This window comes from Eubacterium oxidoreducens, assembly GCF_900104415.1.
Lineage (GTDB): Bacteria > Bacillota > Clostridia > Lachnospirales > Lachnospiraceae > Eubacterium_C > Eubacterium_C oxidoreducens.
In genome coordinates this window covers 268,298-283,812 of record NZ_FMXR01000005.1, presented here as the reverse complement: position 1 = coordinate 283,812, position 15,515 = coordinate 268,298, and the positions used below count along the sequence as shown (strand labels likewise).

Annotated in this window: 15 protein-coding genes and 1 other annotated feature; of the genes, 1 reads left to right on the top strand and 14 read right to left on the bottom strand. The window is 42.2% G+C overall.

The features are described from left to right. Positions 1-3: 3 nt before the first annotated feature. The 11 genes from trpA to BLS20_RS02810 all read right to left on the bottom strand — a co-directional run bounded on the left by trpA (position 4) and on the right by BLS20_RS02810 (position 12,835). Positions 4-798: a tryptophan synthase subunit alpha gene (trpA, locus tag BLS20_RS02860; protein ID WP_090171993.1), complete on the bottom strand. Its 795-nt coding sequence runs from the start codon at positions 796-798 to the stop codon at positions 4-6. 12 nt (positions 799-810) lie between these two features. After that, positions 811-1,989 carry a tryptophan synthase subunit beta gene (trpB, locus tag BLS20_RS02855; protein WP_090171991.1) on the bottom strand — a complete coding sequence of 393 codons (1,179 nt, stop codon included), beginning with the start codon at positions 1,987-1,989 and terminating at the stop codon, positions 811-813. Continuing rightward, positions 1,982-2,599, bottom strand: a complete 618-nt coding sequence (locus tag BLS20_RS02850; protein WP_090171990.1) for a phosphoribosylanthranilate isomerase — start codon at positions 2,597-2,599, stop codon at positions 1,982-1,984. The genes trpB and BLS20_RS02850 overlap by 8 nt, the downstream gene beginning before the upstream one ends. A gap of 3 nt (positions 2,600-2,602) precedes the next feature. Continuing rightward, positions 2,603-3,400: an indole-3-glycerol phosphate synthase TrpC gene (gene trpC / locus BLS20_RS02845; RefSeq protein ID WP_090171988.1), complete on the bottom strand. Its 798-nt coding sequence runs from the start codon at positions 3,398-3,400 to the stop codon at positions 2,603-2,605. 11 nt (positions 3,401-3,411) lie between these two features. Then, positions 3,412-3,975, bottom strand: a complete 564-nt coding sequence (locus BLS20_RS02840; RefSeq protein ID WP_090171986.1) for an anthranilate synthase component II — start codon at positions 3,973-3,975, stop codon at positions 3,412-3,414. Continuing rightward, positions 3,972-5,381: an anthranilate synthase component I gene (trpE, locus tag BLS20_RS02835; protein ID WP_090172049.1), complete on the bottom strand. Its 1,410-nt coding sequence runs from the start codon at positions 5,379-5,381 to the stop codon at positions 3,972-3,974. The genes BLS20_RS02840 and trpE overlap by 4 nt, the downstream gene beginning before the upstream one ends. A 78-nt stretch (positions 5,382-5,459) precedes the next feature. Next, positions 5,460-5,698: a binding site (T-box leader), on the bottom strand. Positions 5,699-5,806: 108 nt separating this feature from the next. Further along, positions 5,807-6,148: a hypothetical protein gene (locus tag BLS20_RS02830; RefSeq protein ID WP_090171984.1), complete on the bottom strand. Its 342-nt coding sequence runs from the start codon at positions 6,146-6,148 to the stop codon at positions 5,807-5,809. Positions 6,149-6,205: 57 nt separating this feature from the next. Then, the gene (locus tag BLS20_RS02825) at positions 6,206-6,982 is read right to left on the bottom strand and encodes a TrmH family RNA methyltransferase (protein ID WP_090171972.1); all 777 of its coding nucleotides are present in this window, start codon (positions 6,980-6,982) and stop codon (positions 6,206-6,208) included. A 40-nt stretch (positions 6,983-7,022) separates the two neighbouring features. Beyond that, the gene (locus tag BLS20_RS02820) at positions 7,023-8,204 is read right to left on the bottom strand and encodes a leucine-rich repeat domain-containing protein (RefSeq protein ID WP_090171970.1); all 1,182 of its coding nucleotides are present in this window, start codon (positions 8,202-8,204) and stop codon (positions 7,023-7,025) included. 116 nt (positions 8,205-8,320) lie between these two features. Next, a complete protein-coding gene (pfkA, locus tag BLS20_RS02815) occupies positions 8,321-9,298 on the bottom strand; it encodes a 6-phosphofructokinase (RefSeq protein ID WP_090171968.1) in 978 nt (325 codons plus the stop codon). 66 nt (positions 9,299-9,364) lie between these two features. Next, positions 9,365-12,835: a DNA polymerase III subunit alpha gene (locus tag BLS20_RS02810; RefSeq protein ID WP_090171967.1), complete on the bottom strand. Its 3,471-nt coding sequence runs from the start codon at positions 12,833-12,835 to the stop codon at positions 9,365-9,367. A 102-nt stretch (positions 12,836-12,937) separates the two neighbouring features. On the opposite strand from BLS20_RS02810, the gene BLS20_RS02805 reads away from it, so the two are divergent. Next, the gene (locus BLS20_RS02805; RefSeq protein WP_090171965.1) at positions 12,938-13,780 is read left to right on the top strand and encodes a CPBP family intramembrane glutamic endopeptidase; all 843 of its coding nucleotides are present in this window, start codon (positions 12,938-12,940) and stop codon (positions 13,778-13,780) included. Between the two features lie 19 nt (positions 13,781-13,799). Here BLS20_RS02805 and BLS20_RS02800 read toward each other — a convergent pair whose 3' ends face one another. The 3 genes from BLS20_RS02800 to BLS20_RS02795 all read right to left on the bottom strand — a co-directional run bounded on the left by BLS20_RS02800 (position 13,800) and on the right by BLS20_RS02795 (position 15,447). After that, positions 13,800-14,546, bottom strand: coding sequence for an ion transporter (locus tag BLS20_RS02800; RefSeq protein WP_090171963.1), 747 nt, complete (start codon positions 14,544-14,546; stop codon positions 13,800-13,802). Positions 14,547-14,568: 22 nt separating this feature from the next. Next, positions 14,569-14,718, bottom strand: a complete 150-nt coding sequence (locus BLS20_RS13655) for a hypothetical protein (protein WP_176762265.1) — start codon at positions 14,716-14,718, stop codon at positions 14,569-14,571. 87 nt (positions 14,719-14,805) lie between these two features. After that, on the bottom strand, positions 14,806-15,447 hold the full coding sequence (locus BLS20_RS02795; RefSeq protein WP_176762264.1) for a CatA-like O-acetyltransferase: 642 nt from the start codon (positions 15,445-15,447) through the stop codon (positions 14,806-14,808). Positions 15,448-15,515: the final 68 nt, after the last annotated feature.

The following is a 15,515-nucleotide window of genomic DNA, read 5'->3' as shown; positions in this document are numbered from 1 at the left end:
TGCCTAGTTTTCGTTCAGCTCTTTTTTGAACTTGCGGATATACTGCTCCGCAACGCTCATGTCATAGCCATATTGTTTCATCAGATTAATAAAATAACTTCCCACGATTGCACCATCAATCGTATCCTTTAGATTCGCAACATCTTCTGCGTTACGGATACCAAATCCCATCATAATCGGAATCGGTGATGCCGCCTTTACCTTCTCAAGATAAGAGCGAACTTCCTTATGGAAGTCAGCCGCCTGACCGGTAACCCCCATAGAAGAGACGCAGTAGACAAATCCCTTTGCCTCTTTGGTAATCATCTCAATACGGTCTGCCGAAATCGGCGAAACCAGCTGAAGTAAATATGTCGTATCTTGTCCGTCTAAGCAGGCATTTATCTCGCCTTGCTCTTCATATGGAAGATCCGGAATTAACAGTCCGTCAACGCCAACCTGCAGACATCTGTCTACAAATGCCTGCACGCCATAGTGCAGAATCGTGTTGTAGTAAAGCATGAATACGATTGGAATCTCTACGCCTTCTCCTCTTACTTCTTCCACTGCCTGAAAGACCTTTGTAATATTCGTTCCGAGTAATATAGATTCGTAAGAAGCCTGCTGAATCACCGGGCCGTCTGCAACAGGATCTGAAAACGGAATTCCAAGTTCAATCACATCCGTGCCTGCCTTCTCCTGTGTTCGAATCAGTTCCTTGCAGCGCTCCATATCCGGAAGCCCTGCCGTCATATATGTAATAAATGCTTTTTCGCCTTTTTCTTGTAATGTCTGTAATTTTTGATCGATGCGGTTCATCTGCCTCTCCTCCTAATTGTCCTTCTTTTCCATGTAGTCGATAATTGTTGGTACGTCTTTATCTCCGCGGCCTGACAGACATAAGATCATGCTCTGATCCGGTGTCATCTCTTTTGCCTTCTTAAATGCATATGCAAGTGCGTGCGCACTCTCGATTGCCGGGATAATACCTTCTACCTCGCACAGTTCCATCAGTGCATCCATCGCTTCTTCATCGGTAATCGATACGTAAGTTGCGCGGCCAGAATCCTTAAGGTAGGCATGTTCCGGTCCAACGCCCGGATAATCAAGACCTGCAGAAATGGAATGCGCAAGTTGTACATTACCATCTTCATCCTGAAGCAGATAAGAGCGCATGCCGTGAAGCGTTCCCGGCTGTCCAAGTGCCATTGCAGATGCATGCTTTCCGGTTTCGATTCCAAGTCCTGCTGCTTCAACGCCAATCAGTTCTACCTCCTTTTCTTCAATGAAGTCTGCGAACATACCGATGGAATTCGAACCACCTCCGACACATGCCATAACCACATCCGGAAGTCTTCCTTCTGCGTCATAGTGCTGCACCTTGGCTTCCTTGGAAATCACGCTCTGAAATTCCTTAACCATTCTTGGATATGGATATGGACCAACAGCCGAACCGATGATATAAAACGTATCTTCTGCTGTCTTCGCCCAGGTACGGATTGCTTCATTTGTCGCATCCTTTAAAGTATTGCTGCCGGAACGGACACTGACCACATCAGCACCTAGCATCTTCATACGAAATACATTCAGCGCCTGACGCTCGATATCTTCTTGTCCCATGTAAACCGTACACTTCATGCCAAAGAGCGCTGCGCCCGTTGCGGTTGCCACGCCGTGCTGACCGGCTCCCGTCTCAGCAATAATCTTAGTCTTACCCATGCGCTTGGCAAGAAGAATCTGACCGATTACATTATTAATCTTATGTGCTCCCGTATGACACAGATCTTCACGTTTTAAATACATCTTCGTGCCATACTTTTTGCTCAAATTCTCAGCGTAGTAAAGCGGCGTCTCGCGTCCTACATACTGCTTTAAATAATAGTTATATTCTTCCCAGAATTTTGGGTCTTGAATTGCCTCTTCAAATGCTGTTTCCAGTTCCTTTAATGTATTCATCAGTGTCTCAGCAACAAACTGTCCACCAAATTCTCCATAATATCTTTTATCCATTTCTCGTTACCTCCGTCATAAATTCTTGAATCTTTTCTCTATCTTTTCCGCAAGTTCCTTCTACGCCGGAACTTACATCTACCAAATCAGGGTGAAAGGTTTTAATCCCCTGCGCTACATTATCACGATTTAATCCGCCGGCCAATATCAGTAGTTTTGTCCGTTCTTTGATTTCGGATACTACCTGCTCCCAGTCAAATGTCTTGCCGCCGCCGGCATTTGCCCCATCAAGGACAACGGCTTTTACCTGCTTTGGCAACTTCATCGCCTCATGATAGGCGTCTAAACTTTCCTTGATATTCGCAGCCCGCCAGATTGTGATCTTGCATTCGTCTAAGATACGCTTATCAAATTCTCCGTGAATCTGCAGCACGTCAAATCCTGCCTCTTCGATTTCCATGGCAAATGCAACTTCCGGCGATACAGTTACGGCCACCTTTAAAATTTCTTGATCGACTTCCTTCATCAACAATTCAGCTTCTGATAAGGGTAAGTTTCGTTTGCTCTTTGGATATCCGACTACAAATCCTGCCGCCTTTGGCTTAAGCTCATTGATATACGCAATATCCTGCTTTGTGGTCAGCCCACAGATCTTTACTCCTGCGCTCATCTCTTAAGCCTCCGCGTAGATGTTCTTCCAGTGCTTTGCTTTTTCCTTAGGATTCTCCGATTCCATAAAGGCTCTTCCAATTAAGAAAGCATTCACATTACACTCTTTTAAAAATCTCACATCATCATCTTCCACAATGCCGCTTTCTGCCACAAAGACTTTTCCTTCCGGCACCATCGGCGAAAGGCGCTTCGTATTATCAAGGCGAATCGTAAAGTCTCTTAAGTCACGGTTGTTAACACCGACAATCCTTGGATCAATCTTAAGCGCGCGTTCCATTTCCTTTTCATCGTGCACTTCCACGAGTGCATCTAAGTGAAGGCTCTCAGCCAGCTGATAAAAATCTTTCATCTGCGCATCGTCTAGAATTGCCGCAATCAGTAAGATTGCATCTGCTCCGATTACTTTTGCTTCATAAAACTGATACTCATCAATCATAAAGTCTTTTCGGATCATTGGCAGCTTGGAAATCGCTCGAATCTGTTTAAAGTAATCAATATTTCCAAGGAAATGATCTTGTTCTGTCAGACAGGAGATACAATCCACAGATGCGTTATAATCATCAATTCTGTCTGTCAGTTCCATGGTCTTTTTGATATTGCCAAGTGACGGAGATGCTTTTTTGAATTCTCCGATGATCGAAAGTTCCTCTTTCGCAAGCGCCTCATAAAAGCGGCCACCGGTAAATGCATCTGCCTCCACCAGCTTAAGTGCCTCCCTTTTTACTTCTTCAAACGGCACTCTATTTTTATCTTCTATTAGTCTTTTTTTCTTGTCTTCCACGATTACATCTAAAATCATCTCGCGTCTCCTTACATATTTAAGAAATTTTCAATCATGCGTTTTCCATGCTGCGTGTAAATGGATTCCGGGTGGAACTGAATTCCCACAACCGGATACTCCTTATGTTTGATGGACATAATCTCGCCATCTTCGGTTCTTCCGGTTACCACCAGGCACTCAGGAAGCGTCTTTTCTATAATTGCAAGCGAATGATATCTTGCCACCTTAATCGGCGATTCGATTCCTTCATAGATTCCATCTGCATCATGTTCTACCAGTGACTGTTTTCCGTGATACAACTCCTTCGCATAAGAAACGGTTGCTCCAAATGCTTCTCCGATGCTTTGATGTCCCAGGCAAATGCCCAGGATTGGCACCTTACCGGCAAATTCCTTTACGGCGTCCATACAGATGCCCGCTTCCTTTGGACTTTTTGGGCCCGGTGACAAAACAATGCGCTCCGGATTCATTTGCCTGATTTCGTCTATTGTGATTTTGTCGTTTCGTACGACTTTAATATCTTCGTTAAAGACTCCGATGTACTGGTACAGGTTGTAAGTAAAGGAATCGTAATTGTCTATCAGTAATATCATAAGTTCTCCTCCTCTACCAGGGTCTTCGCAAGTGCCATCACTTTATTACAACACTCGTTGTATTCCTTTTCCGGCTGTGAATCTGCCACGATTCCGGCTCCTGCCTGCAGATATACCTGCTTTCCTTTTTTCACCATCGTACGAATCGTGATGCAAAAGTCCATATCTCCTGAAAAATCAATGTATCCGGTTGCGCCTCCGTACAGTCCTCTTCTTACTGTTTCTAGTTCATCGATAATCTCCATCGCCCGAATCTTCGGTGCTCCGGAAAGTGTTCCAGCCGGTAAGAAAGAAGCTACCAAATCGAGCGGTTTATACTCACCTTTTTTCTTTCCTTCTACCAGTGATACGATGTGCATGACATGTGAGTAATACTGCACGTCCATGAACTTCGATACTTTTACGGTTCCAAACTCTGAGATGCGTCCCATGTCATTTCTTGCAAGGTCAACTAACATCACATGTTCTGCGCGTTCTTTTTCATCTGCAAGAAGGTCTTCCTTTAACCTCTCATCTTCCGCCGGCGTCTTGCCTCTTGGCCTTGTTCCCGCAATTGGACAAGTATACACCCGATTGCCCTGCTGCTTTACAATCATCTCCGGAGAACTTCCGATCACTTCGAACTGTCCATAGTTAAAGTAATACAGATACGGCGAAGGGTTCAGTTGCCTCAGCTCGCGGTATAAGGTAAATCCATCGTGCTGCGTTTCAATCGTCCATCTCTGCGAAAGCACTGTCTGGAAGATATGTCCTTCTCTTATATATTCCCGAATCTTTTCTACCTTCTGTCCATATTCTTCGAGGGTATCCGACTTTTTCACAATCTTGCCATCATGGCTAAATGCCTCTCTTTCATGCGGCTTTGCATTTCGAATCTTGCTCAGCATCTTCTCGATTTTTTTGCCGGCTCTCATCTCGCCTTCTCTTGAATCTTCTTCAAGTACAATGGCGCTTAAGGTCTCTGCCACCTGATCGACCATCACAAACTCTGTTACAAGCATCATCTGAATGGTTTCGATTCCAATCTCATCCGGGTTATCATCCGGAAGCACTTCTGTATATCTGACAAAATCATATCCAAGATTTCCAACCAGTCCTCCGTGAAATGCCAGATCTTCTCGTCCTTTCGAAACATCAAACTCGTCATAATACTTTTTTAACAGCGTAAATGAATTTCCCTGTAGAATTCGTTCCTGTCCCCGGATATTCACAATTTTTAATCCTTCCGGAACAGAAGTGATAATCGCCGTCGGCTCTGCTCCAAAAAATGTAAACCGATCATAGTCCTTACTATAACTTTCTAGCATGAAGCCTTTGCCATTTCCCACAAGTGCTTCATACATGTCTATGGCTGCTTCATTTACAATGCTAACTGTCTTTTTATAAATCTTTAGTTTCTTCTTCATGTACATCCGATCCTTTCTGATTTGGACTGCTCGGTAATCGGCTTTACTAAATAAAAAAGCCCCTGGTTGCAAACTACAACCAGGGACGAATATATCGTGGTACCACCCTTATTACTTCTCAATCCAATACGGAAGATTCAATCTTCGATATCTTACCCCTGTAACGTGAGGACACGGCATCCGCTACTTACCATCGGCTTTCACTTTGCGTCTAACAAATCCATTCACCTAAGCGCATATCTTACCGGCATCACACCAACCGCCGGCTCTCTGAAAAGATTTCATCAAAGGCTACTACTTTTGCTCAATGACTTTCATTGTTTTCACTTGTTGTATAGTCTACTATACGCTCTTACAATCTGTCAACAATAAATTTAAAAAAATTTATGTATTAGAATCCGATATTCCCCTGCAAGCTCCAATCTTTAAGCATACATATCAAATCCGGCTCCGATTGCCTGATAAGCAAGTGCACTGCGATCACTTGCATAGCCAACGGTTGCGCCCCCAAAGGAAGAAGCAATCTCATTATACCCTTGCGCCACTTGCTGTGCTTTCTCTAATCGTGCAGAAAGATCCACGCTCTCAGTCTGCTTCATCACTTGTGAGGTCGGATAAATCACCGGCGACACATCATCAATCTTATTTTGCTGCTTTACTTGAGACACATAAGCATCCGAGACATCCGCTTCATTTTTCAGTGCATAATTAATCGGCTGCACCACTTTTGTACTTACCGACGAAATTGGACTAATCGCAAGACTCATTATGATTCCTCCTTTCTTCAAGCTTATTATAGCACGTAAGTACTACTTTCTCAAATTTTACCTTCTCTGACGTGCTGCTTCATACATCAGGATTGTTGCTGCCATAGCTGCATTTAAAGACTCTAAGCTGCCATGCATTGGAATCATAATCCTCTCCTGCGCGGCCTTTGCGGTCTCTTCTTTTAAACCATTCCCTTCATTTCCGATTACAAAAGCCGTCCCCTGTTCATACGAAAATGTACCATAATCCGCTGCACTTTTATCTAAATAAGCCGCATAAGTCTTAATCTTTCTTTCTTTAAGTTCCTGCAAGGTCTCTTGCAAATCTTCCACAATAAGATATGGCATCCGAAAGATAGAACCCATCGTCGAACGAATTACTTTCGGCTGAAACAAATCTGCTGTCTGCTTTGTCATAATCACACCGTCCACACCTGCGCCTTCTGCTCCTCTTAGGATGGTTCCTAGATTACCGGGATCTTGCAGATCCTCCAATATCATAAACAGCGGCGATGCCTTTGTAAACAGCGCTTCCTTTTCATAAGTCGGCATCTTAATAATACTCAAAATGCCCTGCGGTGTTTTCGTATCACAAACGGATGCAAATGCATGATCTGCCACAACCTCATAAGGATAATCATGAAGCAAATTCCTATGCTCTTCTTTTTCCCAAAAATGCTCCGATACATAAACCTGTTCTATGAGCTCGCGCGGTGCATCTTGAAAGATGCGAAGCCCCTCTGCCACAAAATGACCTTCTTTTCTTCTTATCTTCGCCTTTTTATTGAGCTGCACAATTGCTTTTAGCTGTTTGGATGAAGTGCTCGTAATCATTCCTTACTCCTCTTTCTTTATGCATAGTCTCAAAACAAAGTTATACCTTAAATGTCGCTTTCGCAGTGATTCCTTTTTTCCTAAGCATCTTTTTATAAGCGGCCTTCTTCCCCTTAGGAACGGTAATCGTCATTTTACTGTAGGTCTTCTTAAATGCCTTTGTCGCAATATTTTTGGCCAACAGCTTCTTTGAGTAGATTGTTAACTTCTTGAGATTTGTACATTGGTAAAATGCTTTCGCCTTTATTGACTCTACATTCGCTCCAATGACAACCTTTTTGAGATTCTCACATTTATAAAATGCATTTTTCCCGATTTTAACAACATTCGATCCAATGACAACCTTCTTAATCTTATTGTTCTTGGCAAATGCTCCAGGGCTAATCTGCGTCACTTTATAAGTAAAGCCCGCAACCGTAATGGTATCCGGTATTGTTAACGTCCCCGTCTTGTCTGTTCCGACAATGGCTACGGTTTTTTTGGATTCGTTAAGCAGCGTATAATAATTCTTTGATACTTTGACCATTACCATGGTATTTTTCAAAGCTTTTTCATATGCTGCCTTTGCATCTGTCAAAATCTGATATGTTGCATCACTAATCAGTGCCTGATCCGACGCTGACAGTGCAGCATACGCCGTGCTTGCCGCTGTAATTAACTGGTAACACTGTGCGGAATATGTCACATCCCCAATCGAATTAATTAATGTTACGACATTTTTCACCTGCTCATTCACACTGTCTTCATCAAAATAAAATTTCACGCAGTTTATTGTAAATTCGCTATCTTCACAGGCCATACAATGCATCACCACACTGCCGGATACATCGCCGCTCCACTCATAATATCCACTTTGCAGCATCCAGCTATCCTCATTTTCCCCGGTGATCTCATAGGATCCTTCCACGGTAGCGTATACCTCGATTTTTTCAAACGCTTCATAGTTTGGCGCTGTAAATGTAAATGTTCCGCTTGTGTTAGACAATACGTTTCCTGTCCAGTTATCCTCATCGGTATCGCCGCTAAATTCTACCGTAATCTCATCTTTGGTAAGGGTATTATTCTCCGGCACAATATCCTCGCTCTCCCAGCTTAGACTAAGCGTATCACTAGCATAAACCTTATCTGCTCCTTGCTCTACCACTCCTAAGCTCCCGCCAATCATTGCTATAACGGCAAGCATTAGGGCCAGATTTTTCTTTAATCTTTTCTTTGGATTCATCCATATATTCCTTTACTAAAATCATTGCAAAGTGTTTCTCTCAGCCTGAGAAATCCCCCACCTATGCTAACGCTTTGAGGTGAGGGATTTCTCAGGCTGAGCTTATAACACCGCTCTTAGATTGCCAAATTACGGGAAATTTGATAAAAATATTCCGGTATTGACTTCTTCATTGCAAGTGCCTCATCAATGTCATAATCTACAAGTTCGCCATTCTTAATTGCAATAATTCGATTACTTGCACCTTCGCACAACAAATCGACTGCCTTGCAACCCATCGTCGTGGCAAACACACGATCTTTACAAGTCGGACTTCCGCCGCGCTGCATATGACCTAAAATCGTCGCTCTGGTTTCAATTCCTGTAGCGGCTTCAATTCGACGTGCCATACTTGTGGAATGACCGATTCCTTCTGCATTAATGATAATATGATGTTTCTTTCCTCGCTTAAAATTACGTGTGATATTATCCACTAATTTCTGCTCATCATAATCATATATTTCCGGAAGCAGGATATCCTCTGCTCCATTTGCAAGGCCACACCATAATGCGATATACCCCGCACCGCGACCCATCACTTCAATAATACTGCATCTTTCATGTGAACTAGAGGTATCACGTACCTTATCAATGGCTTCCATCGCTGTATTAACAGCCGTATCAAAACCAATGGTATAATCCGTACAAGCAATATCAAGATCGATTGTACCCGGAATTCCAATTGTATTAATTCCAAGTGCTGCAAGCTTTTGTGCTCCTCGAAACGAGCCATCTCCACCAATGACGACAATACCATCGATTTCATTTTCTCTGCATATCTTAGCACCAAGCTTTTGTCCTTCTTCTGTCATAAATTCCGGGCAACGAGCTGTTCCTAGAATCGTACCACCGCGTTGTAAGGTGTCTGAAACGCCACGTGCCTTCATATCTACAAACTCACCTTGTAAAAGTCCGGCAAATCCCCGCTGAATCCCCTTTACCCGAAGATCCTTTGTGATTCCTTGTCGTACAATAGCCCGAATCGCAGCATTCATCCCCGGTGCATCTCCACCACTTGTAAGGACCCCTATTGTTTTTATTTTCTTCGTTGCCATAAGGCATTTCCCCCTTATGATACTATTTCATTTCCTACCAAAAAACTTATTATCATTTTATTCCAATCATCTGTTAATTTCAATGGGCTTTTCCACGACCTTAACATTATTTTCCCCTAGCTGTTCATAGAGTTTTTTAAGCAGTGCTTCCTCTACGCAAATCGTCCTAGAAGGCGGTATTCGTTTCAATTGTTTTTCTTTCTTAAGATAGATAACAATCCGATCGCTTCCATCGGAGGAATCTAGTATCGTTTGAATAGCCGGAGCTTTCTTTTCGTATTCTTCTTTCGTTTCAAACTGAAGCCAAAGTTCATGCAAAAGCTCGTCAAATCCGATGATGGAATCGCAGATCAGCTTGCCGTTTTTTTCATCTTCCACTTGCACTTTGCCGGTAATAAACACCTTGGCATCCTCATTCAAAAGTGCCACATATCGATCATACGACTTTGGAAATACGATAACTTCAACAGTTCCAACAAGATCCTCAATCGTAAGAAATGCCATGATTTGATTGTTCTTTGTATATTTGATAGTTTTGGATTCGATGATTCCTCCAACCACAACGCGAGAATTGTCTCGTACTTTTGTTTCACCGGTTTCCTCATCACGAATGAAATCCGTCGTCGTAGCCGTAATATTCTTTCTCCATTTTTCTTCATATTCCTCAAGCGGATGCCCCGAGATATACACGCCCATAACTTCTTTTTCATAGGAAAGCATGAGCTCTTTTTCGAATTCCGGAACATTGGGAAGTTTCATGGCCATCTCCTTTTTTTCTTCTTCTGAAGCAAGATCAAAAAAGGACATCTGACCGGCCACTTCATCTTTTCTTCCTTTGGCTGCGCTGTCAATCATCTGCTCATAAACCATCATAAACTGGCGTCTGTTACCTCCAAGGCTGTCACAAGCACCGGCTTTGATAAAGTTCTCCACCATTCGCTTATTCAAATTACGCCCTACATGACGGGAAATATAATCCTCCAGCGAAGTATACAGGCCATTTCTACGCTCCAAAACCAGTGCATTTACCACCGGACGGCCAACATTCTTAATCGCACAAAGGCCAAAGCGAATGGCTCCATTTGAAACAGAAAATCCAGCTTCCCCTTCATTGAGATCCGGTGGAAGCACCGGAATCTTCATCTGCCGGCACGTCTGTATATACTCTGCAATCTTGGCCGAATTACCAACCACAGAAGTCATAAGCGCCGCCATATATTCGACCGGATAATAATATTTAAGATATGCTGTCTGATAAGCTACTACAGCATATGCTGCCGCATGAGATTTATTAAATGCATATTTTGCAAAATCAATCATTTCATCATAAATCTTATTGGCAACACGCTCATCGATACCATTGGCTATACAACCGGGAACGCCCTCCTTCTCATTCCCATAAACAAAGTTTTGTCTTTCTCGTTCCATGACTTCGCTTTTTTTCTTCGACATTGCTCTTCGAACGAGATCGCTTCGTCCTAGTGTATATCCTGCCAAATCACGTACGATCTGCATAACCTGCTCCTGGTAAACAATACATCCATAGGTCGGCTTCAAGATCGGTTCTAGCTGTGGACAATCATAAACAATATCCTCCGGATGATTTTTTCCTTTGATATAAGCCGGAATAAAATCCATAGGCCCCGGACGATATAATGAGATTCCGGCAATTACATCTTCTAGATTCTGCGGTCTAAGCTCCGTCATAAAGCTTTTCATTCCGGCACTTTCAAGCTGAAAGATTCCGTCTGTCCTACCGGTTGCCAAGGATGCATATACCGCTTTATCATCAAAATCAATATGATCGATATCAATCTTCTTACCGGTTGAGCGCTGCACCATTTTCACTGCATTTTGAATTACGGTCAACGTTCTAAGTCCCAGAAAATCCATTTTCAACAAACCAAGTTCTTCGATTGTTGTCATTGTAAATTGTGTTAGAAGAGTCCCGTCCGAACCTCGCGAAAGCGGCACATATTCATCCATCGCTTTTTGCGAAATCACAACCCCCGCTGCATGCATGGACGTATGACGCGGGAGGCCTTCTAAGCGCATCGACATATCAAGAAGATTTCGCACTACCTCATCCGTGTCATACTGATTCTTTAGCTGCGGATTCATCTCTAGGGCTTTTTTGATCGTAATTCCAAGCTCATTAGGAATTGATTTGGAAATACTGTCACAAAAAGAATACGGCAAATCCATCACGCGACCAACATCCCGAACAACCCCTTTTGCAAGCATCGTTCCAAATGTTACAATCTGCGTCACCTGATCCTTTCCATATTTTTCTACTACATAATCGATGACCTCGCCTCGTCTTTCATAGCAAAAATCAATATCTATATCCGGCATGGAAACACGCTCCGGATTTAAAAATCGCTCAAACAAGAGCTGATAACGAATCGGATCAATATTGGTAATACCTGTTGTATAAGAAACGAGGGAACCGGCTGCACTTCCTCTTCCGGGTCCCACCATGATATCGTGCTCTCTAGCAAAATGAATAAAGTCCCATACAATCAAAAAGTAATCGACATAACCCATCTTCTTAATTACACCAAGTTCGTAGTTTAAGCGCTCTTCCAGTTCCTGATAGTTGTCCGGATAACGCTCTTTTAATCCGTCAAAACATAATTTGTTTAAATAGCTCCACGAATCATAACCTTCCGGTACTTCGAATTTCGGAAGCTTGGTATTGCCAAATTCAATCTCCACATGACACCGCTCAGCAATCTTATGCGTATTATCAATCGCCTGCTGTGCATATGGAAACAGGGCACGCATCTCTTCTTCGGATTTTACAAAATACTGACCGCCCTCGTAGCGCATACGATTCTCATCGCTAACCTTCTTACCGGTCTGAATACAAAGCAGGATATCATGCGCCTGCGCATCTTCTGCGTAAGTATAGTGAATATCATTCGTGGCAACCAGCTCAATACCCGTTTCCTGTGAGAGTCTTAGAAGCTGTGTATTCACCTGTCGCTGCTCCGGAATGCCATGGTCTTGAAGCTCCAGATAATAATTGCCCTTTCCAAAACAGGCCTCGTAACGAAGTGCAACTTCTTTTGCCTGCTCATATTGTCCTTTTTGCAACGCTCTTGGCACTTCCCCTGCAAGGCATGCCGAAAGCGCGATAATTCCTTCATGATAAGTCTCTAGCACTTCAAAGTCCACTCTTGGACGATAATAAAAACCATCCACAAATCCTTTGGAAACAATCTTCACAAGATTCGAATATCCCGTGTTATTTTCTGCAAGAAGGACCAGATGATAATAGCGTTCCTCTCCGGCACCGGCTTCTCTGTCAAATCTCGACCCCGGTGCCACATAAACTTCACAGCCAAGAATCGGATTAATTCCGGCCGCTTTTGCTTCTTTATAAAAATCAATTACACCATACATCACACCATGATCCGTAATTGCAGCACTATCCATCCCGAGTTCTTTTACTCTGGCAACATATTCTTTAATTTTATTCGAACCATCCAAAAGAGAATATTCGGTATGGGTATGTAAATGCGTAAATGACATATCAATCACTCCATTTTTATTTCACACATTATCTGTCATCTTATGTTATGATAGATAACATATTAAAAATTTTAACAAAAAAGGAGTCGAAAGACAAACACTATGATAAAGAATAAAGTCAAATATTTCTTTCTAAGTATACTGCCCTTTGTAATCTGCCTTGGTCTTGAATTTCTCATCAGCATTCCGTTTATCGAAATTGCTCTGCTTCGTACCTTCTCTAAAGGACAGGCAGGTTTCTTTAATGCACTTCCGGAAAGTCTTATGGAATATTTTTCCAACACCAACTTTACCGGTGGCATCAGCTTCGCTTATTCGATTGTCGTAATCATCTTGTTTGGCATCTGGTATCATAAATTGAACAAGAAGCATCTTTTACGTGAACACACTTCTTTTTCCATCCGTTCAAACGGCGTATTGATTCTTCTTTGCATTGTACTGTATTACTCTTCCAATTATGTTACGACGATTACCGCTGCATTCTTCCCGAATGCGCTAACCACATACAATAACCTGATTGATCAAGCCGGGCTTACAAGCAATCAGCTCTCCCCGATTATGGTTATTTATGCGCTTGTCCTTGGACCAATTGGCGAAGAGCTTGTCTTTCGCGGCGTCACCTTAACTTACGCACGAAAAGCGCTACCATTTTGGATTGCCAATATCTTACAGGCCGCCTTATTCGGACTGCTTCACATGAACTTGATTCAGGGCGTCTATGTATTTGTCTGTGGATTATTCTTCGGATATATCCGCAAATCAGCCGGAACCATCCGCGCCTCTATTCACCTGCATATTATGTTCAACGTAGTCGGTCTTTTGGTAAGTCAATATCTTCCATACTATGACGGCTCTAAGATTATAATCAACGCTGTAATTTTAGCCGGAATCTTATTACTTGCTCTGACTCTATGCAAATGGTTTCATCATGCAAAAAGACACTGAGAAATATCCAGTGTCTTTTTTACAGATGTTTCACTTCATGTTCACTTTTCTTTCGTTTCATTTCTCTGATATATGCCGCTGTAATAATACCGCTTGGAAGCGCAATAATTGCCACACCTACCAGCGACGAAACAATCGTAATCAACTTGCCGATCACCGTTTCCGGAACAATATCTCCATAACCGATCGTCGTGATTGAAATCGTTGACCAATATATCGCATCAAAAAAGTTGCCAAACTGATCTGGTTCTACCTGAAAGATTGCCATCGCACTTATCACAATATATAGCACCGTAAGCACCAAAACTGCTACCAGCTGATGGCGGACATACTTAAGAACATTGACAATTGCTACCATCGTTTTGGAATATCGTGCAAGCTTAAGTGCTCTTAACACTCGAAATACACGAAATGCGCCAAATACCGCCGTGGACGGAAAAAAGAGGTTCAAAATCGGTAATACCGAAAGCAAATCGACAATTGCAAGCGGTGTAAGCGCATAAGCAAAATAGGCACGATAATGCTTATAGCCCATCTTGTAATCTGCCGTTGCAATACGTGCTATATAATCAACCAAAAACAATAGTACCGTAATAATATCAATCAAATGCGTATAAGTATTACTGGTTTTCACCGTTAATGGTAACAGTCCCGCCGCAATGGCGACATACATCATAAAATCATACGCCTTGCTCGCTTTATCCTCCGGATTGGAAACCTCGATAATCTCATAAAGTCTCTTTTTAAAAGAAATATTGTGTTCCATTACTCACCCCACCTCCATATACCTAAAGGTGTGTGAACATAAGCACACACAAGACAATTAACACCACAATTAGCAGATTCGATACTACAATCACGAATCGACTAAGCGGATCTTTCTTATGCTCAATAACCTGATCGTCTGCAATTAATATTGTCTTCTCTTTTTTCGCCATACCTAATACCTCTCATCCATTTCCCTTAACATTTATAGGAAAATTGTACTACACAACATCGTATAGGACAAGTGGTGAAATGGCGAATTATCGCGAAAAATTATTGCCTATATATTCTTCTATCTTATTAACAAATAATCCCACATGATAGCCATCCATCAGACCATGATGCGTCAAAACAGAAAACGGCATCCAGATTTTATCATCTTCTTTTTTAAACTTTCCATATGTCACCTTTGGAATATTGGTTTCCCCAATTTTCGCAATGGTTCTATCAAATGCCGAATAATGAATCCACGGAATAGAACTAATATGAAGAAAATCACTTCTTCCTTCCAGCTGATATAATCCACTTTCCTTAAGCTTTATAGACGCATTTTCCCGATTTTTTTGTGCCGCTTCTTTTATTGTTGGATAATTCTTACACTCGACCATCTGAAATACATCAAAGCCTTTTTCCAAATGCGTCGCAAATGCAACATTTTCTTCTACAAGATAAGGGGTATCCCCTTCAAATCGATAACGGAAATTCTCAATTTCATTAGACATCTTTACCGTAATGTAAATCATGGCAAAGTAAAAAGAAATCCCCTCTTCCTTACAATACTTGTAAAGCGGTGCAACATCAATGTTACAAGTCGCATTAATATACGGATAATCCGTTCCAAGATAAGACTGAAATAGATGAGTACGATTCCATGTTGTTAAGTCAATCATTTGTTTTTTCATGTTTGTTCTCCTTGTAATCAGATATTTATGCATAAAAAGTACCGCCCTGCGACGTCTGTTTGATACAA